The 19,138-nt window shown below is 68.7% G+C and carries 19 protein-coding genes, 1 tRNA gene and 2 pseudogenes; 14 read left to right on the top strand and 8 right to left on the bottom strand.

The window, feature by feature from the left end; all coding sequences use genetic code 11:
- The first annotated feature begins 52 nt into the window (after positions 1 to 52).
- The 4 genes from AL2_RS32245 to AL2_RS32235 all read left to right on the top strand — a co-directional run bounded on the left by AL2_RS32245 (position 53) and on the right by AL2_RS32235 (position 3,427).
- Complete coding sequence (locus tag AL2_RS32245; RefSeq protein WP_083947115.1) at positions 53 to 937, top strand: VOC family protein; 885 nt, start codon at positions 53 to 55, stop codon at positions 935 to 937.
- 140 nt (positions 938 to 1,077) lie between these two features.
- Complete coding sequence (locus AL2_RS32240) at positions 1,078 to 2,235, top strand: acyl-CoA dehydrogenase family protein (RefSeq protein WP_067640379.1); 1,158 nt, start codon at positions 1,078 to 1,080, stop codon at positions 2,233 to 2,235.
- Positions 2,236 to 2,258: 23 nt separating this feature from the next.
- Positions 2,259 to 2,435 (top strand): hypothetical protein, encoded by a 177-nt coding sequence (locus tag AL2_RS37825; RefSeq protein WP_157438505.1) that lies wholly within the window; start codon positions 2,259 to 2,261, stop codon positions 2,433 to 2,435.
- Positions 2,399 to 3,427: an NAD(P)H-quinone oxidoreductase gene (locus AL2_RS32235; RefSeq protein ID WP_245667086.1), complete on the top strand. Its 1,029-nt coding sequence runs from the start codon at positions 2,399 to 2,401 to the stop codon at positions 3,425 to 3,427. Before AL2_RS37825 ends, AL2_RS32235 begins: the two co-directional genes overlap by 37 nt.
- A 26-nt stretch (positions 3,428 to 3,453) precedes the next feature.
- Here AL2_RS32235 and AL2_RS32230 read toward each other — a convergent pair whose 3' ends face one another.
- Positions 3,454 to 4,128, bottom strand: coding sequence for a TetR/AcrR family transcriptional regulator (locus AL2_RS32230; RefSeq protein WP_067640377.1), 675 nt, complete (start codon positions 4,126 to 4,128; stop codon positions 3,454 to 3,456).
- 126 nt (positions 4,129 to 4,254) lie between these two features.
- Here AL2_RS32230 and AL2_RS32225 point away from each other — a divergent pair, with 126 nt between their 5' ends.
- From AL2_RS32225 to AL2_RS37820, 6 genes are all read left to right on the top strand, one after another.
- Positions 4,255 to 5,379 (top strand): VOC family protein, encoded by a 1,125-nt coding sequence (locus AL2_RS32225; RefSeq protein WP_218003738.1) that lies wholly within the window; start codon positions 4,255 to 4,257, stop codon positions 5,377 to 5,379.
- Positions 5,376 to 6,308: a fumarylacetoacetate hydrolase family protein gene (locus AL2_RS32220; RefSeq protein WP_067640374.1), complete on the top strand. Its 933-nt coding sequence runs from the start codon at positions 5,376 to 5,378 to the stop codon at positions 6,306 to 6,308. The genes AL2_RS32225 and AL2_RS32220 overlap by 4 nt, the downstream gene beginning before the upstream one ends.
- The gene (gene mhpA / locus AL2_RS32215) at positions 6,305 to 7,879 is read left to right on the top strand and encodes a bifunctional 3-(3-hydroxy-phenyl)propionate/3-hydroxycinnamic acid hydroxylase MhpA (RefSeq protein WP_067640372.1); all 1,575 of its coding nucleotides are present in this window, start codon (positions 6,305 to 6,307) and stop codon (positions 7,877 to 7,879) included. The genes AL2_RS32220 and mhpA overlap by 4 nt, the downstream gene beginning before the upstream one ends.
- A gap of 32 nt (positions 7,880 to 7,911) precedes the next feature.
- A complete protein-coding gene (locus tag AL2_RS32210; protein WP_067640370.1) occupies positions 7,912 to 9,795 on the top strand; it encodes an acyl-CoA synthetase in 1,884 nt (627 codons plus the stop codon).
- Positions 9,796 to 10,697: 902 nt separating this feature from the next.
- The gene (locus AL2_RS32205) at positions 10,698 to 11,180 is read left to right on the top strand and encodes a transposase (protein WP_245667085.1); all 483 of its coding nucleotides are present in this window, start codon (positions 10,698 to 10,700) and stop codon (positions 11,178 to 11,180) included.
- Positions 11,087 to 12,046, top strand: coding sequence for a hypothetical protein (locus AL2_RS37820; RefSeq protein ID WP_168444739.1), 960 nt, complete (start codon positions 11,087 to 11,089; stop codon positions 12,044 to 12,046). Before AL2_RS32205 ends, AL2_RS37820 begins: the two co-directional genes overlap by 94 nt.
- On the opposite strand, the gene AL2_RS32195 is transcribed toward AL2_RS37820, so the two are convergent.
- The 3 genes and pseudogenes from AL2_RS32195 to AL2_RS39560 all read right to left on the bottom strand — a co-directional run bounded on the left by AL2_RS32195 (position 11,965) and on the right by AL2_RS39560 (position 13,311).
- Entirely contained in the window at positions 11,965 to 12,951 is a 987-nt protein-coding gene (locus AL2_RS32195; protein ID WP_281181642.1) for a tyrosine-type recombinase/integrase, read from the bottom strand. The genes AL2_RS37820 and AL2_RS32195 overlap by 82 nt on opposite strands.
- A gap of 12 nt (positions 12,952 to 12,963) precedes the next feature.
- Positions 12,964 to 13,104 (bottom strand): annotated as a pseudogene (locus AL2_RS39900) (tyrosine-type recombinase/integrase); the annotation flags it as partial.
- A gap of 69 nt (positions 13,105 to 13,173) precedes the next feature.
- Positions 13,174 to 13,311, bottom strand: a complete 138-nt coding sequence (locus AL2_RS39560; RefSeq protein WP_245667083.1) for a hypothetical protein — start codon at positions 13,309 to 13,311, stop codon at positions 13,174 to 13,176.
- Positions 13,312 to 14,471: 1,160 nt separating this feature from the next.
- On the opposite strand from AL2_RS39560, the gene AL2_RS32190 reads away from it, so the two are divergent.
- Both AL2_RS32190 and AL2_RS40190 read left to right on the top strand, forming a co-directional pair.
- Complete coding sequence (locus tag AL2_RS32190) at positions 14,472 to 14,702, top strand: helix-turn-helix domain-containing protein (protein WP_067640364.1); 231 nt, start codon at positions 14,472 to 14,474, stop codon at positions 14,700 to 14,702.
- Positions 14,703 to 14,742: 40 nt separating this feature from the next.
- Positions 14,743 to 15,000 (top strand): annotated as a pseudogene (locus AL2_RS40190) (hypothetical protein); the annotation flags it as partial.
- On the opposite strand, the gene AL2_RS39555 reads toward AL2_RS40190, so the two are convergent.
- Positions 14,952 to 15,131 carry a hypothetical protein gene (locus tag AL2_RS39555; protein WP_067640362.1) on the bottom strand — a complete coding sequence of 60 codons (180 nt, stop codon included), beginning with the start codon at positions 15,129 to 15,131 and terminating at the stop codon, positions 14,952 to 14,954. The pseudogene AL2_RS40190 and the gene AL2_RS39555 sit on opposite strands and share 49 nt — an antisense overlap.
- A gap of 50 nt (positions 15,132 to 15,181) precedes the next feature.
- Here AL2_RS39555 and AL2_RS37810 point away from each other — a divergent pair, with 50 nt between their 5' ends.
- Complete coding sequence (locus AL2_RS37810; RefSeq protein ID WP_067640360.1) at positions 15,182 to 16,162, top strand: site-specific integrase; 981 nt, start codon at positions 15,182 to 15,184, stop codon at positions 16,160 to 16,162.
- A gap of 180 nt (positions 16,163 to 16,342) precedes the next feature.
- On the opposite strand, the gene AL2_RS32175 is transcribed toward AL2_RS37810, so the two are convergent.
- A tRNA-Val gene (locus AL2_RS32175) sits at positions 16,343 to 16,414 on the bottom strand.
- Positions 16,415 to 16,623: 209 nt separating this feature from the next.
- Complete coding sequence (locus AL2_RS32170) at positions 16,624 to 17,052, bottom strand: TIGR02611 family protein (RefSeq protein WP_067640358.1); 429 nt, start codon at positions 17,050 to 17,052, stop codon at positions 16,624 to 16,626.
- Positions 17,053 to 17,318: 266 nt separating this feature from the next.
- On the opposite strand from AL2_RS32170, the gene AL2_RS32165 reads away from it, so the two are divergent.
- Positions 17,319 to 17,732, top strand: a complete 414-nt coding sequence (locus AL2_RS32165; protein ID WP_067640416.1) for an SsgA family sporulation/cell division regulator — start codon at positions 17,319 to 17,321, stop codon at positions 17,730 to 17,732.
- On the opposite strand, the gene sthA is transcribed toward AL2_RS32165, so the two are convergent.
- Positions 17,729 to 19,132: a Si-specific NAD(P)(+) transhydrogenase gene (gene sthA / locus AL2_RS32160; RefSeq protein WP_067640356.1), complete on the bottom strand. Its 1,404-nt coding sequence runs from the start codon at positions 19,130 to 19,132 to the stop codon at positions 17,729 to 17,731. The genes AL2_RS32165 and sthA overlap by 4 nt on opposite strands.
- Positions 19,133 to 19,138 lie beyond the last annotated feature (6 nt).

The raw sequence follows: 19,138 nt of genomic DNA, 5'->3' as shown, positions 1-19,138 counted from the left end.
GGCGCCATCCGCCGCAACCTGACCACCACCCCGCCTAGCAAGGGAAGCAGCGGTGAAGGAAGACCTCCAGCTCGGATACCTCGTGATCGACGCCACCGACCTCGATCATTGGGACCGGTTCATGCGGAACACGATCGGTTTCATGCCGGGCCCGGTGCTGCACGACGGCACACGGTGCTACCGCATGGACAAGTGGTACAGCCGGTTCCAGGTCCAGCCCGGCGAGCGCGACGACGTCGCCGTCATCGGGCTGGTCGCCAGAACACCGGCGGTTCTCGCCGACCTGCGCGAGCGCATCGAGGACGCCGGGATCACGGTCACCGACGCCGGCGCCGCGCTGCGAAAGCGGCGTCACGTCGGTGAGCTGATCTGCTTCAAAGCCCCGGGCGGCGTCCAGGTCGAGGTCGCCGCCTCCCCCGTCCAGTCCCAGGTGCCGTTCCACTCCCCGGCCGTTCCCAACGGCTTCCTGACCGGCCTGCAGGGACTCGGCCACGCGGTCCTGATGGTCGAGGACCTGACCGAGGCGGAGACGTTCTGGCTGGACGTCCTGGGGTTCGAACTCAGCGACGGCTCGTCGGAGGAGACGCCCAACGGCGAATCACGCGCGGTGTTCCTGCACTGCAACCGCCGCCACCACAGCATCGCCTTGGTGCGGCGACCGGAACGGTCCACTTATGCCAAGAACCTCCTGCACTTCATGATCCAGGCCAATGAGATGGACGCGGTCGGCTTGGCGTTCGACCGGGCGCTGGATGCGAAGCTGCGGATTCCGCGCAGCCTGGGCCGCCACCCCAACGACCGCATGTTCTCCTTTTACGCCACCACCCCCGGCGGATTCGACTACGAGTTCGGGTGGGGCGCCGTCGAGGTCGATGACGACTGGGAGGTCGCCCAGTACGACCACATCAGCGCCTGGGGCCACCGCAGGCTCACCTGATTGAGCCCCATGGCCCATGCCGAACCAGCGTGGGTCGGCCCTTGCAATTCGATTTCCTCCACGTGTCCCGCGCCCAGCGGCACCACGCGGCTTTCTCAGAAAGAGATATCACTTTGCACGCATCCAACGGCCACAGCCCTGTGCCGGCCGGGAGCCTCGCCGGCCTGGACGCTCTGTTGAGTGACGAGGAACGCGCGATCCGCGACACCACGCGCCGGTTCGCCGACGAGCACCTGAAACCCAACATCGGACGCTGGTTCGACGAAGGCGTCCTGCCCCGTGACCTCGCCGTCGAGTTCGGCAACCTCGGCCTCCTCGGCATGCACCTGGATGGTTACGACTGCCCAGGCCTCAACGCCACGAGCTACGGGCTGGCCTGCATGGAGCTCGAGGCCGCCGACAGCGGCATCCGCAGCTTCGTGTCCGTCCAAGGCTCCCTGGCCATGTACAGCATCCACCGATACGGCTCACAGGAGCAGAAGCAGCAGTGGCTCCCGGCAATGGCCGCGGGACGCGCGATCGGCTGCTTCGGGCTCACCGAGCCCGACTTCGGCAGCAACCCCGCCGGTATGCGCACTCACGCCAAGCGAAACGGCACCGACTGGATCCTCAACGGATCGAAGATGTGGATCACCAACGGAGAGATCGCCGATGTCGCCGTGGTGTGGGCGCAGACCAGCGAGGGGATCCGCGGCTTCCTGGCCCCCAAGGGCACCCGCGGGTTCACCACCACCGCGATCAAGAACAAGCTCTCCATGCGGGCCTCGGTCACCTCGGGACTGTCCTTCGACGACGTCCGGCTACCAGCGGATGCGGTCCTACCCGGTGCGCTCGGGCTCTCCGGACCGCTCCGTGCCCTCAACGAAGCCCGGTTCGGAATCATCAACGGAGTCGTCGGTGCCGCCCGCGACTGTATCGAGACCGCCCAGGAGTACGCCCTAAGCCGGGTGCAGTTCACCGGGCCGATCGCCGGCTACCAGCTCACCCAGAAGAAGCTCGCCGACATGACCGTCGAGCTGATCAAGGCTCAGTTGCTCGCTCTGCACCTGGGCCGCGCCAAGGACGCCGGGACGCTGACGCCCGTGCTGGTGAGCGTCGGCAAGCTCAACAACGTGCGAGAAGCCCTCAAGATCGCACGAACGTGCCGCACCATCCTCGGCGGTTCCGGCATCACCACCGAGTACTCGCCGCTCCGCCATGCCGGCAACCTCGAATCGGTGCTGACCTACGAAGGCACCGTCGAAGTCCACACGCTCACCGTTGGTCGTGCCCTGACGGGCATCAACGCCTTCACCTGAACCGGACGGGACAGGAGACGACCATGAACGAGGTGTTCGTCATCGACGGCGCGCGCACGCCGATCGGCCGCTACGCGGGCGCGCCGACATCCGTCCGAGCCGACGACCTCGCCGCCATCGAGCTCAACGAAGCGTTCGCCTCCCAGACCCTGCCCGCATCCGCGTGCTCGACCTGGACGAGTGGAAAGGTGATGAAGTGAGAGCAGTGGTCTGTGACGGGACCGGCGGCCCCGAGATCATGAGCTGGGGTGAGACCGCGCCCCCGCGGCCGGCCGCCGGCGAGGTACTGGTCCGCGTCACCGCCACCGCGGTCAATCGAGCGGATCTGGCGCAGCGGGAAGGTCGATACCCGGTACCGCCCGGCGCTTCCCCCATTCTGGGCCTCGAATGCTCGGGGATCGTAGCCGAGGTCAGCGCAGGGGTCTCGACCGTAGGCGTCGGCGACCCGGTGATGGCGCTGGTGACCGGCGGAGCATACGCCGAATTCGTCGCGGTGCCGGCAGAGCAGATCATGCCAGCGCCCAAGAGCATCCCGCTGGCGGACGCCGGGGCGCTGCCGGAGACCTTGTGCACGGTCTACTCGAACCTCATCCGCGACGCCGGCCTGCGCGCGGGGCAGAAGGTACTCGTCCACGGTGGCGGCTCCGGGATCGGCACCACCGCCATCCAGGTCATCCGGGCCTTCGGTGCCGTACCCCTGGTCACCGTCGGCTCCCCGGAGAAAGCCGCCCGCTGCATCGAACTGGGCGCGGAGCTCGCGATCAACTACCGACGCCAAGACTTCGTCGCCGAAGTACGGCAGGCCACTGGCGGCCGCGGCGTCGACGTGCTCTTGGACTGCGTGGGCGCCAACTACCTGCAACGCAATATGGACGCATTGGCGAACGACGGAACCGCGCTGGTCATCGGCCTTCAGGGAGGTTCTCAGGCGGAAATCGACCTATCCTGCCTGATGCGCCGCCGGCTCAACTTGCGAGGCTCCACCCTCCGCGCCCGGCCAGCGGACCAGAAGCGAGACATCGTTGCCGGAACGGTCCAAGACCTCCTCCCCCTGGTCGAGCGCGGAGAGATTCGTCCCATCATCGATCAGCGTCACCAGATCGACCGGGTAGCCGACGCGCACGCCTACGTCGGCGCGGGAGGCAATTTCGGGAAGGTCCTACTCAACGTCAGATCGAACAGCCAGCCTTGACCTTCCTGCATGGGGGCATCGACGGCTCACGAGGAGTCCCTCGACCAGACGGTGATGGTCCGCGAAACCAAGTCCGGGAGGGGGCGGGCGCAGATCTCGGTGGCCTCGGCGGCGGTCAGGCCGAACATGCGCAACAGGTCTTCGGTGATGTGGTCGGTGGCCTGCGCTGCGTCGCGTTCGGGATGGTCGTGCAGGAGGCGGCCGAGGGCCAGGACGGCGCCGCCAGCGATGGTGAGGGCGAGGTCGGGGTCGCGGATCGCGTTGAAGCGTCCGGTCCGCATTCCGGCAATGATGTCACGGTGGGCCCGGGGGGCCAGCCCCTTGTCGGAGGTGATCAGGCCGAGGCCGCTGTTCAGCAGGACTTTGCTGAGCTCGGGGTACAGGCGGTGCAGACGGCCGGTGAGCCGGAAGGCTTGGGCGAAGACCTCGGCCGGGTCCGCCAGGCCGGCGGTGACCGCGTCGAGGAGGGCTCCGTGGCGGTCGAGGGCCTCTTCGATCGCGGCGTCGAACAGCTGCTCGCGGCTGTCGAAGTGGTTGTAGAAGGACCCGAGCCCGACGTCGGCCGCCTGGGTGATCTCCAGGATCGGGACGTTCAGGTTCTCTTGGGCGATGAGCGTCTGGGCGGCGCTGATGAGCGCGGCCCGGGTGCGGGCTTTGCGCCTGTCGGTGCGGTTGCCCGTACCGCCGTTCCGCTCTGACATCGCACCCCTCCCCCTGGTGACCCGGCCAGTCTACGCGTCGGTTCACTCCTGATCGAATCGTCACTCTACCGGCAAGTGATGCTAACGTCGCTAGTGACGTTTTCATCAGGAGACGGGAGAGCCGCAGTGAGTGATCCGCACACCGGGTTGCACAGCGAGTTCGAGGCGCTGCCGGGCGAGCATCCGGGACGGGCCGCCTCGCCGGTGGTGAAGGTCGCCGGGCTGGCGTGGCTGGAGTTCCAGAAGCCCGATCTGGACCGGGCGGAGGTGTTCGCCCGCGCGTTCGGGTTCAATGTGGCGTTGACAACCGCAACCGAGCTGCACCTGCGCGGATCCGAACCGGGCGCCCCGTGCGTCCTGATCCGCAAAGGGGAGAAGTCGCGCTTCCTGGGGCCGGCGTTCCGCGCCGCCGACCGGGCCGACCTGGCGCGCCTGGCCGACGCGGCCGGCGCCACGGTGGCCGAGTTGCCCGAGAGCCTGGGCGGGTCCGCCGTCAACCTGACCGACCCGAGCGGGCTGCGGGTCCGGGTTGTGTCCGATACCCGCGACCTGATGGCACTGCCGTCCCCGGCGCCGCTGGTCCACAACTTCGGTGACGACGCGCCGCGGATCAACGCCCCCCAGCGTCCGCCGCGGGTGCCCGCCACCGTGCGGCGGGTCGGGCACGTGGTGCTCCAGACCACCCGGTTCCGCCGGACCCTGGACTGGTACCTGGAACACCTCGGGCTGATCGTCAGCGACTTCCTCTATTACGCCGGGCAGCGCGATCGGGGCCCGACCATGGCGTTCATCCGCTGCGACCGGGGCCGCGCCCCCAGCGACCACCACACGCTGGCCGTGACGCTAGGGCCGTCCAACCGGTACGTGCACTCCGCCTACGAGGTCAGCGACCTGGACGTCCTGGCGGCGGGCGGCCAATACCTGCTGGAGCAGGGCTACGACCGCTCGTGGGGAATCGGCCGGCACATCCAGGGCAGCCAGATCTTCGACTACTGGCGCGATCCCGACGGGTTCCTGGTCGAGCACTACACCGACGGGGACATGTTCGACTGCACCCTCGAACCCGGCTGGGCGGCGATGACCGCCTCGGGGCTGGCCCAGTGGGGTCCGCCCGCGACCAAGGACTTCCTGGGGATCAAACCGGGCCGCGCGTCCTTGGCCGAACTGCGGGCGATCACCCGCACCCTGGGCGAGGACAACGAGTTCGACCTGCACCGGCTGCGGGGCCTGCTGAAGGTGGCGTCATCATGACCGTCACCGTGCTGCGTACCGCGGAGGCCTGGTGGGTCCAGACCGGTGACGGCGCCGTGCGCATCACCACATCGGCGGCCACGACCGGGCGGCTGCTGGCCGACCGCGACGCGATCGACGCCGCGGCGTCCGGCGGGCCGGCCGTCCCGGTGGAGAGCCTGGCGCTGCTGTCGCCGGTGACGGCCCCGTGCCGGGTCGTGGCGCAGATGACGAACTTCGCCTCGCACGCCAAGGACTCCGGCATGGACCCGGCGTCGGTCCCGCTGACGTTCTTCCGCAAGTCCTCCGGCTCGATCAGCGGGCCGTTCGACGACGTGGTCAAGCCCGCCCATGTGCGGCTGCTGGACTACGAGGTGGAGATCGGCCTGGTCGCCGGGCGGACCCTGCACGTCGGCTGCCAGGTCGACGACCTCGCCGACTGGGTGGCCGGGTTGGTGGTCACCAACGACGTGTCCGCGCGCGACCTCCAACTGCCCAAGACCCAGTTCTACGAGGCCAAGTCCTACCCGTCCTTCACCCCTGTCGGGCCCCGGCTGGTGCTGCTGGACGCGGGCGAGCTCAAGCGGCTCGCGGACCTGAGGCTGAAGCTCACCGTCAACGGCGAGGTCCGCCAGGACACGACCGCCGCCGACATGATCTACCAGCCGGTACAGGCGCTGCGGACTCTGGCGGGGTTCCAGCGGCTGGATCCGGGAGACCTGCTGCTGACCGGGACGCCCGTCGGCACCGCGCTCAGCGCCCCGCCCAAGCCGGTCGAAGTCATCGGATCGCTCCTGCCGGCGGCCGTCAAATGGCGGATCTTCTTCGAACGGCAGGCCAAGAACCCCCGCTACCTGCGCGACGGCGACGTCATCGAGGCGGGCATCGCCACCGACGATGGTGCGATCGACCTCGGTGTGCAGCGCACCGTCGTCAGGTACGCGCCATGACCGGCCGCAACCGACCCGGTGGGCACGACGGGCAGGACCAGGTCCCGGTGGTGGTCATCGGCGCCGGGCCGACCGGGGTGACCGCGGCGATCCTCCTCGCGCAGAACGGAATTCCGGTACTGGTCCTGGAACGCTGGCCGACCGTCTACCCGCAGCCGCGGGCCGTCCACCTCGACGACGAGGTCCACCGGATCCTGGGGTGGCTCGGGGTGGCCGACGTCTTCGCCCAGGTGTCCCGCCCGGCCATGGGGCTGCGGCTCCTGGACGGCGACCTGAACGTGCTCGCGGAGTTCCGGCGCGGCACGGCGGCCGGACGGCATGGCTTTCCCCAGGCCAATATGTTCGAGCAGCCCGAGCTGGAAGGCATCCTGCGCGACCGGCTGGCGGCCTGCCCTCAGATCGCCCTGCGCGGCGACAGCGAGGTCACCGGCATCTCCCAGGACGACGACGGCGTCACCGTCACCTACACCGATCTGGCCGCCGGTGATCACGCCTCATGCCGCGCCCGGTACGTGCTGGGCTGCGATGGAGCCAACAGCTTCGTCCGCACCGGGATCGGCGCCAGGATGCGGGACCTGAGGTTCGAGCAGCGGTGGCTGGTCGTCGACGCCGCCACTGACGCCGACCTACGCCAGTGGGACGGAGTCCACCAGGTGTGCGACCGGCGCAGGGCCGCCACCTACATGCGCATCGGCGCCACCCGCTACCGGTGGGAGTTCCAGCTCCTACCCGGCGAGACCAGCGCCGACTACCAGGACCCCGACAAGCTCCTGCGGCTGCTGGCGCCCTGGACCGGCGCCGTCGCAGCCGACGAGCTGGAGCCGGTGCGGATCGCCGAGTACACCTTCCGCGCCCAGATCGCCGACCGGTGGCGGGACCGCCGCGTCTTCCTGCTCGGCGACGCCGCCCACCTCACCCCGCCGTTCATCGGCCAGGGCATGGGCGCCGGCCTGCGAGACGCCGCGAACCTGTCGTGGAAGCTGGCCGCCGTCCTGCACGGCGCCCTGCCCGAGAGCATCCTGGACACCTACGAGGCCGAACGCCGACCGCACGCCCGGATCATGATCCTGATGGCCAAGGCCATGGGCATCGCCATGACCAGCGGCGGTGAGATCGGGACGCTGCTGCGCCGCGTCATCGCACCGCACCTGAACCGCGTCCCCGGCTTCAGCCGCTTCGTCCTGGACAGCCGCACCCCGGCGCTCAGCCGCACCGCCTTGGTGGCACGCCCCTTATGGCGCAGGGGGCTGGCGGGCACCCTGTGCCCCAACGCCGCGCTCACCGACGGCCTGCGGGTCGACGACATCGCCGCAGGCCGGTACACGATCGTCGCCACCACGCCGCCGACCCCGGAGCAGGAGCACCTCATCGACCGGCGAGGCGGCTGCTTCGTGACCGCCGAGCCGGGCACCGACCTGCACGGCTGGCTGCGGCGCGGCCGGGCGGCGGCCGTCCTGGTCCGGCCCGACGGCACCGTCGCCAGGACCGGCCGCGACCTGGGCCAGCTGTGCGCCGCGCTGCCCGACCTCAACCGCACCGCCTTCCCCGTCCAGCCCAGTTCGTCTCTTTGATCGCCGCCCTTTCGACCTCTCGAGGAGACACCATGACGCCCGCCCCGCACACCCGAGGTGACCGTCCCCTCGTCCTCTTCCCCGAGGACGTCCCGGCCATCGAGACCGTGCCGCTCACCGACCGAGACCTGCCTGACAGCACCTACGAGCTACTCACCCGCACCGCCCATACCCGCGCCGACCGGCCCGCCCTGCACCTGCTGGGCGAGAACGGCGCCGCGTGGCGGGACGCACCCGCCTGGACCTTCGGCCGCCTGCTGGAGGAAGTGCACCGGGCGGCCAACGCCTACTTGTCGCTCGGCCTGCCCGAAGCCGGGGTCGTCGCCCTGATGCTCCCCAACCTCGGCGCCACCTACGCCGCGCTGCTCGGCGCCCAGGCCGTCGGCATCGCCAACCCGGTCAACCCCATGCTCGCCGAAGACCACCTGGTGGAGATCCTCACGCTGACCGGCGCCCACCTGCTCCTGGCTCCCGGACCGGACCTCGCCCCGGACCTGTGGGCCAAGGCCCAGCGGATCGCAGCCCGGCTGCCCCGGCTGCGGGCGCTCGCCGCCGTCGGATCCCCTCCCGCCCCCAGCGACATCGCCACCGACTTCGGCGCGCTCACCCGTACCCAGAGCGGCGACCGGCTCGACACCCCGCACCGTCCCTCCCCGGGCGACCTGGCCGCCTACTTCCACACCGGCGGCACGACCGGCGTCCCCAAGATCGCCCCCCACACCCACGCCATGGAGGTCTACATGGCCTGGGCCCTGGGCTGCTCCGGCGCCTACCTCGACGACGCCGTCGTGCTCGCCGGCCTGCCGCTGTTCCACGTCAACGCCGTGCACGTGACCGGGCTCGGCCCCTTCATGCACGGACGGCAGGTGGTCTCCCTCGGCCCGCTCGGCTACCGCGACAAGGCCCTCATGGCCGACTTCTGGCACATCATCTCCCACTACAAGGTCAGCAGCTTCTCCGGCGTGCCCACCGTCTACGCCAACCTCTCCGCCGTACCCGAAGGCGTCGACCTGTCCAGCCTGCGCGCCGGAGCCGTCGGTGCCGCCCCCCTGCCCAAGAAGGTCCGCACCACCTTCGAGGCCGCCGCAGGCGTCCCCATGCTGGAAGGCTACGGGCTGACCGAGGCGACCTGCGCGACCGCAGCCACCCCCGCCTTCGCGCCCCGCGAGGGCACCGTCGGGCTGCGCCTGCCGTACCAGCACGTCAAGGCCGTCACCGTCGATGCCGACGACGAACCCATCGCCGACTGCAAACCCGGCCAGACCGGCGTGCTGGCCATCAAGGGCCCCAGCGTCTTCCCCGGTTACCTGCGCCCCGGCCCCACCGGACCCGCCCCCGACCCCACCGGCAAGATCTTCGACGGCTGGCTCCTCACCGGCGACCTGGGCCACGTCGACGCCGACGGCTACCTCTACCTCACCGGCCGGGCCAAAGACCTCATCATCCGCGGCGGGCACAACATCGACCCCGGCCCGGTCGAGGAGTCCCTGCTCGCCCACCCCGACGTCACCGCCGCCGCCGTCATCGGCGCCCCCGATCCGCACTCGGGCGAGGTACCCGCCGCCTACCTCGTCCTCACGCAAAGCTCCCAGGCAACGGAGGAAGACCTCCTGGCCTGGGCTCGCGCCCACGCCCACGAACCAGCCGCGGCCCCCAAAACGGTGCACATCGTCGACGCCCTGCCCACCACCGCCGTCGGCAAGATCTACAAACCCGCCCTCCTTCAAGACGCTGTCGGCCGCCTCGTCGCCGACGAACTCACCCGGACGGGACTGACCGGACAGGTGGAGGTCGACATGCGCGACGGCCGCCCCCACGCCCGCATCCACCCCGCCGACGGCGACGCCGACGGGTACGGCCCACTGTCGGCGGAACTCGACCGCTACTCCTTCACCCATGAGATCACCGCCCCATGAGGAAGGGGCAGCACGGTTTGGCAACAGCCGGCGGCACCTTGTGTGAGCGGACGTAGTCACTCCATCGACACACGGTCACGGGATTGGGAAGCGGGATGGGATGGTTAGGCGGGCGTTGAGGGGGGTGGGGGTGGAGCCGGTCTGGGGCGGACCCGGTACCTGCTTCGACCCGGCGCACCATGAGGCTGAACAAACTGGACCTTGCCTACCTCCAACAATCCCGCAAGTGCCGGTAGTGTTAAGCCTGCACGCAGGTGTCCGATTCTGAGTGCAGGCTCTTACCAATCCGGTGAGTCCGCTGCAGGCTATGCACCAACCGGAATGCGGTAGGGCGCGCCGAATTGTGAATGGGCGGGCCATGTGCTGTCGGGGCGTGTCACCCCACCAACACGAACTCCCATGGCTGTCACACGCGTTCAGTGGCCGCCCATGTTTGCTCGGTGTCTGCTCGGTGTCTGCTCGGCGGTTCCGAACCTGACTGGCACGGAGCGGGATGTGGCGGCACGGGGATGGTGCTGGATGCGGACAGAGTGGCACAGTTCGATACTGAGAGCGTTGATCTGATACGAGAGCAGCCGACTTTTAATCCGGAGGTTGTGCAGCCAGCATCACCGCAGGATGACGCAGACATATCGGTGATCGCTTCCGGTTGACACATCTTGCCTGACGCGCTGCGATCACAGCGCCTAGTACGGCAGTCATAGAAACGTGATCTGAGCGCTGCCACCGGCCGTAACGTAGGACAGCCGCCCGATGATCTTCGAGTTGTGACGCAAGAAGATTGGGCGGCTGCTGCCGTCATGGCAGAGGCCGGGGCGGTCTGTGGTCATCTCGACGGGCTGATGGGCTCGATGGCCGGATGTTTCCGCAGGTGGGAGCCGCGGGTTCAAGCAAGGAAGTATGTGCGGGCGTTGATGAGCGACCTGCCGCGCAAGAACTGCTGGACGATCGCCGAGCATGCGGGCGATGCGACACCGGGCAAGATGCAGCACCGGCTGGAACGCGCGAAGCGGCACACGATGGCCGCGATGGCGGCCGTCCGCAGTTTCGTCTGTGGGCATCTGGACGATGGTGACGCGGTCGCGATCCTGGACGAGTCAGGCCAGAAGAAGAAGGGCACCGCCACCGCCGGGGTGAAGCGGCAGTACGTGGGCTGCGCGAGCCGGGTCTCGGGCGCCATCAACGTCGTGTACTGCAGTTTCGCCACCCAGGCGGGGCATGCGCTGGTCGGCGCCCGCCCCTATCTGCCACGCGAATGGGCCACCGTCACCGACCGGCGGGCCCGGGCGGGGTGCCCGAGAAGATCGTGTTCGCGACCAAGCCCGAGCTGGGCCGGCAGATCCTGGCCGACCTGCACGCCGAGGCCCGGCTCCCGGGCTGGGTGACCGGCGACGAGGTCTACGGCCGCGACCCGGGCCTGCGCGCCTGGCTGGAAACAGACCAGGTCAGCACCGGGTATGTGCTGGGAATCGCCAAGTCGACCCGTCTCGCGCTCAGCCCGGTGACCACGGCCCGGGCCGACAGCGCGCTCAAGACACTGATCGCCTCTGACTGGGTCATCGACTCCTGCGGGGCCGGGTCCAAAGGCGAATGCCGGTACGCCTGGGCCTGGGTCGGCACCGTCGATCCCCGCCATCACCTGCTGATCCGCCGCAGCCTGGTCTCGAACACCAAAGGTATCCGTGAGCTGGCGTTCTACCTGTGCTTCGCGCCCGCAGGCCGGCCGGTGACACTGCGGGCGCTGATCAGGGTCGCCGGACGCCGCTGGCCCGTGGAAGAGGATTTCCAGGTCGGCGAGGACGCCTTCGGCCTGGACCACTCACAGGTCCGCACCTACCCGGCGCTGCTGCGCCACCTCGTTCTGGCCATGGAAAGCCCTGGCCGTGGTCGCCGTTACCGCCGCCCAAGCACGCGCCAACGATGGCCTCGCGCCCCGGCCGATCAGCCCAGACCAGGCACCACCAGCCGATCCGGGGCTGATTCCGCTCACCGTTGCCGAGGTGAAACACCTGGTCAACCTACTCACCCGAACCTGGCACAGCATCGAGCACCATCTGCGCTGGCACACCTGGCGGCGACGCCACCAAGCCCGCGCCTGCTGGTTCCACCACCGGGCCCGCCTCAGCCGCCGATGACGAGATCACGTTCTACGACTGCCGTACTAGGTCGTCAGTCGGTGCGGCGGCGGCTGCGGATCTTGTCGAAGGCGGCGAGGGCTGTGTCGTCGGCGTCATCGAGGGTGTGGAGGTAGCGCTCGGTGGTGGAGATGGACCCGTGGCCGAGGCGTTCTTTGACGACTTGTAGGTCGGCGCCGCCGGCCAGGAGCCAGGACGCGTGGGCGTGACGGAGGTCGTGGATGCGAACCTTGGCGTCCAGGTCGGCCTTCTTGAGGGCGAGCTTCCAGATCCGGTTGCGCAACCAGTTGGCGGGGATGTGGCCGTCGGTCTCGCGGCGGCGTGGTTCGCGGGGGTTGTCCTTGCCGTCGGCACGGCGGCGGGCGCGGTATTTGGCGAAGGCTCGTCTGCAGTGGTCGCAGCGGCATTTGGCGGCGTTGTAGGCGCTCAGCGTGCCGTGCCTGTACCGGCGCCCCTTGGCGTTCTCTTCGGTCCAGCCGAGTGCCTCGGGGTCGAGAGGGGCGGGTGGCTCCCCGGCTGTGGCTTCCGGCTGGTAGACGAACAGCAGCCCGTCAGAACCGAGTTTCTCTTCGATGATGTGGTCTTCGAGCTTGGCTACGATCTGGTCACTGAGCTTGAAGCGGCGCCACTCTTTGTCTTTGGGGTAGTCCTTGACCAGGAAGCGTTTGCCCTCGGGGTGGAACTTCGGGTTGAGCTCCACGACGACGCGGCTGACCGTCAGGAGGCGGGAGCGGGTTTTGAGGTCGCGGCCGCGGAGTTCGGTGAGTTCGCCCCAGCGCAGGCCGGTTTCGATGGCGGTTTCGACCAGGAGTTTGGAGTCGGCGTCCGGGAGGGCGTGGTAGAGGTCGTCGAACTGCTCGGGGCTGATGATTTCCAGCGGTTTCTCGGGGACGGTGGGGGTGCGGACTCGTTTGCAGGGGTGGATGTAGGTGACCTGGTCGTTCAGGGCGGTGGTGAAGATGGCGCTGAGGACGACCTTGTTGTAGCGGATGGTCGCGGCGGAGACGCCGTTCTTCTTCATTTGCCTGATCCAGGCGCGGACGTGCTCGGGGAGGATGTCCATCATCCGCATCGCGCCGAACTCGGGCATGACGTGCTTGTAGATCGAGTAGTGGTAGCTCTGCATGGTGGTCGGCTCGACCTCGTGGTTGGGCAGCCAGGTCTCCTCGACGTACTTCTTGAAGGTCTGCCGGCCTTGTTTGAGGTTGAGGTCCCGGCCCTTGCCGACCTCGGCCTCGGCGCACTACCAGGCCCTGTCGGCCTCCTTCTTGGACGAGAAGGTCCCTGCCGATGTGATCTTGCCTTTGAGGTCTTCGTAGCAGGCGGTGTAGCGCGGCTTGCAGTGGCGGTCGATGCGCTTGAACGCGTACCCCAACGTCACTCCCCCGAATGATCGTTTGTTAGTGGCTCGTTAGTGGACTCTGCCCCACGGGGCGGGATCCAGGATGACTGCACGTCACGCACTCTAGGCCTCTGACCTGCATGTTCTCATGAACTCGACGGATCGTGCAGGAGGCGGATTGAATGTTTTTTGGGCACTGGGGGTCAAGGGGTCGTGGGTTCAAATCCCGCCGTCCCGACAGAGAAACACCAGCTCAGAGGGGCTTCGGAGATCACTCCGGAGCCCTTTTTCGATCTTGAAATTCGATGGGGAGCCAAAAGGGGAGCCACCACCGGCCGACCTACGCCGACTCGCCGTACCGAACACCGAGTCGGCGACCCGTGCGCCCCTGCTGATCACCGGCCGGAGCTGATGCCGGTACACCTGACCGGTGACCGCCGGGGAGGAGTGCCCGCACAGATCGGCGATCGCCTCCATGGACACCCCGCCGTCACTCATGATCCAGACGAACGAGTGACGCAACTCGCGCGGAGACTAGAACTCCCCGATCCCCGCCTTCCTGGTGACGAGCCGGAACGCCCACCGCACGTTCGCCGCGTCCAACGGACTCCCGGTCGCCGAGCAGAACACCAGCCCGCTATCGCACCACGCCTCCCCCGCCTTGAGCCGCTGGGAGGTCCGGTGCGCGTGATGCCCGGCGCAGAGCATCCGCCGCCCGCAGCGGGAGTTCCAGCGTCCGACACGACTTCTCGGTCTTGGTGTCGCCGTGAGCCCGCACCGACCGCCACACATGGATGGCGAAGGTGTCGCGGTCGAAGCCGGCCTTGGCCACCGGCCGCCGTCCCGGCAGATACATCCGCCTACGTCACGACGTGGATGATCGACCCGGCGTTGTCACTTGGGGAACCCGCTTCGCCGGACATGCCGACCTATGCGTTGGGCAGCCTGGCTTCCTTGCTGGTCCGTTGGAGCCTCCGGGCGAAGACCCCGGCAAGCTCGTCGACTCAGCGACATGCTCGACTGAGCGTACGCAATCGACTACTTTCCGTGTAAAGTTGTGGTCAAGGTCGTCCATCTCTTGTGAAGGGTGCTTTCCGTCCCTGATCTGTGGCTGCGGGCGTGGCACGTGATCGTGTGTCCGCAGCCAGGCGGCGAAGCGAGGTGTGACCTTGCAAGGTGAGCAGGATCCTCGGCAGCGCATGGCCGGTCCAGAGCGCGGGTTGAGGCCCGACGTCCGGCTGTACACGCCCGGCGAGGCGGCGGCGATGCTGCAGGTGCGCGAGTCGTGGCTGCGCAAGAAGGCGAGTGCGCGGGCCATCCCGTGCACCTTCATCGGCAAGCATCTGCGGTTCAGTGACCAGGACGTCGCCGCGATCATCGCGGCCGGCTCGAAGCAGCCGGTCGTCAGCAGGCGGCGGGGCCGTCAGTAGGCCCCGCCGAACTTCTGGGAACCAGACGAAGGAGGAATCCATGGCGAACGCGGAGAAGCGCGGCAAGGCCTGGCGGGTGCGGTACCAGCGGCCCGATGGGACACGAGCCTCCGAGGGCGGGTTCGAGACCAAACAGGCCGCGCTGAACTGGGGTAACGACCAGGAAGCACAGATAAGACGAGATAGGTGGCACGACCCCCGGCAGGGGGCCGCGCTACTGGCCGACTGGATAGAGCTCTGGTGGGCGGGTCAGGACATCGAGCCGACCACCGAGCTCAAGTACCGGTATCTGATCGACCACCACATCCTCCCGGCGTTCGGCGACCGGCCGGTGAACACCTTCACCAGCCCGGAGGAGATCGTGGCCTGGGAGAAGCGGACCCGCGGGCGAGGGTTCTCGCATCGGACGGCCTCTGATGCCCGGTCCATGCTGGGCACGATCCTGGGCGACGCCAAGGACCGGGGTCTGCTGGCGGTCAATGTCGCCGAGAAGCGCAAGGGGCGCGGGCGCAAGCGCGCTCGGCGGGCGCACGGCGCTCGCGGGCCCGGAGAAGGCGTGGGCTACACCGCTGCAGGTCCTGCTCCTCGCCGAGCGGTGCGGGCTGCTGGCAGGACGAGAGGACGACTTCGTCCTGATCGTGCTCACCGCTTACAGCGGGATGCGGTGGGGGGAGGCGATGGGGCTGCAGCGACCGCTCTGCCGGCTCGACCACGTCCAGATCGACTGGCAGTTGCGGGAGTACTCCGGGCGCCTGGAGATGGCGCCGCCCAAGGACGACTCCTATCGGGCCGTCGATCTGCCTCCGTTCCTCGCAGGCCTCGTCTCCCGGCAGGCCCAGAGGGCGAGTCGCTGCGCCTGTGCGGGACGGCGGCCTGCGTGCGGCGGCAAGGGCGAGTTCCTGTTCCTCGGAGCCGACACCGGTCATCACCGACGCAGCAACTACGCACGGCGGGTGTTCCAACCCGCAGCCCATGGACGCTTCCCCGGGCAGCGGCAACACCCGGGACGACCGGTTCTGGTGGACGCCGCCCAATGGCCCGGAACGCCACTGCCGCCATGGCCGGCGGCCCGGCCCGACCAGCCGTTCCATCCACCGCAAGGGCGGGGGCTCAAGCCGGTTCCACCGGACACGCCCGTGGCCTCCTGGCTGCCTCTGGTGGACGAGCTCACACCGCACGGCCTGCGGCACGGCCACAAGACCTGGATGGCCGAGGACGGCGTTCCCGAGGTCCTCCAAGCCGACCGGCTGGGCCACATCGTTCCGGGCATCCGAGGCGTCTATACGCACGTCTCCGATGCCATGCGGGATGAGCTGAAGACCAAGCTTCAGCTGCGCTGGGAACGGGCTCTCGACGAGCGGGCAGAAATGGCTCCGGGATCACCGCTTCCGGTCCTGGCCGAACTCCTGGCCGCGAGGCGGGACAAGCAGGGAACGGTGGTCTCCCTGCGAAGCGCCTGACATCAGGCCGCGGCGCGGTGGTCCGCACGGACCACCGCGCCTTCTGCTACGTAGAGTGAGCAACCTGGACGGTGATCTCGTGAACACATTTGAGGCGGGGCAAGATCATGCCCCAAATCTGCCCCAGTGGACCAGGAAGGCCCTGCCGCGAGTGAGCGGGAGGGCCTGTGTCGTAAGGGGTGGGCGATACTGGGTTCGAACCAGTGACCTCTTCGGTGTGAACGAAGCGCTCTCCCACTGAGCTAATCGCCCCGGGTGTTCCGACGTCGGAAACTCTAGCGCATGTTGGGGGGTGGTCGCGCGCGGTCAAAGGGGCCGTGGCGGTCGTGCCAGGTGGGGCGGATGGGCTTGCTGGCGAGGCGCAGACGGCCCGGGTAGGCCGGCTGGGGCAGTTCGTGATCTTGGTGGTGGGTGGGCGTTCGCGGAGGCGTCCGGGGGAAGCGGCATGGCAGGTCGGGTGCTCAGGTCCAGAAGGTGGGGTCTTCGATCTTCCAGGGCAGGGTCAGGCCGTAGACGCCCAGGTAGGCGGCCACCGCGGCGGCCACCACCACGGCGGTGAAGGTGCCGAGGATGGTGTTGCGGCGGCGTTTGCGGGGGTCGAGGGCCTTCTCCTTGGCGCGGTCGGCGGCGGTCTTGGCGCGGTGGAGGGCGCGCTGGGCCCAGGCGAACTCCGTGCCGAGGATCGCGAGGCCGATGACGATACCGAGGAGGCCGGGGCCGGGGGTGACCATCATGACGAGGCCGCCGGCGAGGACGGTCGCGCCGACGGTGAAGACGCCGGCGCGCCAGGCGGTGTTGAGCAGCGGGTTTCGCCGTACCCGGGCGCGGAGGCGGTGGAACAGGCCGTGTTCCTCCGGAGGCGGGGCGACCTTTTCATGATTGATTGCCACGGATTTACCTTAAGCCAGACGGCGGCTTCGCGGGGACCCCTCGGAGGGCCCGGATTGCCCCGGACAGACCCCCGCAAGATCGGCTTTTGCGCAGGTCAGACGTATGTTTTGCTACGGTGAGATGGATCACAGGCACCGGGGGCGCCGGAATGTTCGGCCGGCATCTGGCAGTTAGGCGTCATAGATCGCGGGGATGTCCGTGAGAGGGAGAACCACCCACCGGAGCACCCCGCGAGCCAGCGGGACCGACGTTAGAGGGAATGGCCATGAACAGCAGTACCACCGTCTCAGCGCAGCTGGGCCTTCGTCTCGTCGTCCCCGACCGCACGACCGTCCCCCTGCTCGCCGGGCTCGAGTACGCGGCCGACGACCCGTACGCGATCCGGATGGCCTTCTACGTGGGCGACGACGAACCGGTGGAGTGGATCTTCGCCCGGGAGCTCCTCACGGTCGGCATCGTGCGCAGGGTCGGGGACGGGGACGTCGAGGTCTGGCCTGCCGACGACGACGGCTCGCTCAACATCGCGCTGTCGTCCCCGTTCGGGGACGCGTTGTTCGAGGTGCCGCTGTCACCGCTCGCCGACTTCCTGCACCGGACGTACCAGGCCGTGCCGGCGGGGGAAGAGACCGAGTTCATCGACATCGACGCGGAGCTGGAGAACCTGCTCTGGCCGTCCTAACCCGACAGGCGGGCGATGTGGCGCATCTTGTTCATCGCGTCCAGCGCGGCCACCTTGTAGGACTCGGCGAGGGTCGGGTAGTTGAAGACCGCGTTGACCAGGTAGTCGACCGTGCCGCCGCAGCCCATGACCGTCTGGCCGATGTGGACGAGTTCGGTCGCTCCGGTGCCGAAGACGTGGACGCCGAGCAGGCGGCGGTCCTCCGGTGAGACGAGGAGTTTCAGCATCCCGTAGGAGTCCCCGATGATCTGGCCGCGGGCCAGTTCGCGGTAGCGGGAGACGCCCACCTCGAAGGGGACCTTGGCCTCGGTCAGGGCGTCCTCGGTGCGGCCGACGAAGCTGATCTCCGGGATCGTGTAGATGCCGATGGGCTGGGTCTCGTTGATCTCCGAGACGGGTTCGCCGCACGCGTGGTGCGCCGCGAGGCGGCCCTGCTCCATCGAGGTGGCGGCGAGGGACGGGAAGCCGATCACGTCGCCGACCGCGTAGATGTGCGGGACCTCGGTGCGGTAATCGTCGTCGACCTTGATCCGGCCGCGCTGGTCGGCGGTGAGGCCGGCGGCGTCCAGGCACAGGTCGCCGGTCATGCCGTGCCGCCCGGCCGAGTACATGACGGTGTCGGCGGGGATGCGCTTGCCGCTCTCCAGGACGGTGATCGCCCCGTCCGGCATGCGCTCGACGGACGCGACGCTCTCCCGGAACCGGAACGTGACGGCGAGGTCGCGCAGGTGGTACTTGAGCGCCTCGACGATCTCCAGGTCGCAGAAGTCGAGCATGCGCTCGCGGCGCTCCACGACGGTGACCTTGGTGCCGAGCGCGGCGAACATCGAGGCGTACTCGATGCCGATGACGCCGGCGCCGACGACGACCATGGTCTCCGGGATGCGGTCCATGTTGATGATGCCGTCGGAGTCGATGATCGTCCGGTCGTCGAAGTCGACGGTGCCGGGGCGGGCCGGGCGGGTGCCGGTCGCGATCACGATGCGCTCGGCGGTGACCTTCTGTTCCCGGTCGCCGGTGCCGGTGATGCCGATCGTGTTGGGCTCCAGGAACCGTCCGGTGCCCGGCATCACGGTGACGCGGTTGCGGGCGAGCTGGTTGCGGACGACGTCGGTCTCCCGGCCGATGACGTGCTGTGTGCGCAACCCGAGGTCGGCGACGGTGATGTCGTCCTTGACCCGGTAGCTCTGGCCGTAGAGCTCGCGCTGGTTGAGGCCGGTCAGGTACAGGACGGCCTCGCGCATCGTCTTGGACGGGATCGTCCCGGTGTTGATGCAGACGCCGCCGATCATGTCGCGGCGGTCGATGATGCCGACCTTGCGGCCGAGCTTGGCGGCGGCGATGGCCGCGCGCTGCCCGCCGGGCCCGGATCCGAGCACGAGGAGATCGAAGTCGCTCACGCCCCC

Origin of the sequence: Actinomadura latina NBRC 106108 (assembly GCF_001552195.1) — a bacterium.
Classification (GTDB): Bacteria; Actinomycetota; Actinomycetes; order Streptosporangiales; family Streptosporangiaceae; genus Spirillospora; species Spirillospora latina.
The sequence above is the reverse complement of the archived record's forward strand: the minus strand, read 5'-3'. Positions and strand labels throughout refer to the sequence as shown.

What these genes read in the sequence shown, in the direction of transcription:
- AL2_RS37825 (WP_157438505.1), top strand. Translation starts at nt 2,259, where the DNA reads ATGAACGAGGTGTTCGTCATCGACGGCGCGCGCACGCCGATCGGCCGC.
- AL2_RS32230 (WP_067640377.1), bottom strand. Translation starts at nt 4,128, where the DNA reads ATGTCAGAGCGGAACGGCGGTACGGGCAACCGCACCGACAGGCGCAAA.
- AL2_RS32220 (WP_067640374.1), top strand. Translation starts at nt 5,376, where the DNA reads ATGACCGTCACCGTGCTGCGTACCGCGGAGGCCTGGTGGGTCCAGACC.
- mhpA (WP_067640372.1), top strand. Translation starts at nt 6,305, where the DNA reads ATGACCGGCCGCAACCGACCCGGTGGGCACGACGGGCAGGACCAGGTC.
- AL2_RS32210 (WP_067640370.1), top strand. Translation starts at nt 7,912, where the DNA reads ATGACGCCCGCCCCGCACACCCGAGGTGACCGTCCCCTCGTCCTCTTC.
- AL2_RS32195 (WP_281181642.1), bottom strand. Translation starts at nt 12,951, where the DNA reads ATGAAGAAGAACGGCGTCTCCGCCGCGACCATCCGCTACAACAAGGTC.
- AL2_RS32190 (WP_067640364.1), top strand. Translation starts at nt 14,472, where the DNA reads ATGGCCGGTCCAGAGCGCGGGTTGAGGCCCGACGTCCGGCTGTACACG.
- AL2_RS39555 (WP_067640362.1), bottom strand. Translation starts at nt 15,131, where the DNA reads ATGGACCGGGCATCAGAGGCCGTCCGATGCGAGAACCCTCGCCCGCGG.
- AL2_RS37810 (WP_067640360.1), top strand. Translation starts at nt 15,182, where the DNA reads ATGTCGCCGAGAAGCGCAAGGGGCGCGGGCGCAAGCGCGCTCGGCGGG.
- AL2_RS32165 (WP_067640416.1), top strand. Translation starts at nt 17,319, where the DNA reads ATGAACAGCAGTACCACCGTCTCAGCGCAGCTGGGCCTTCGTCTCGTC.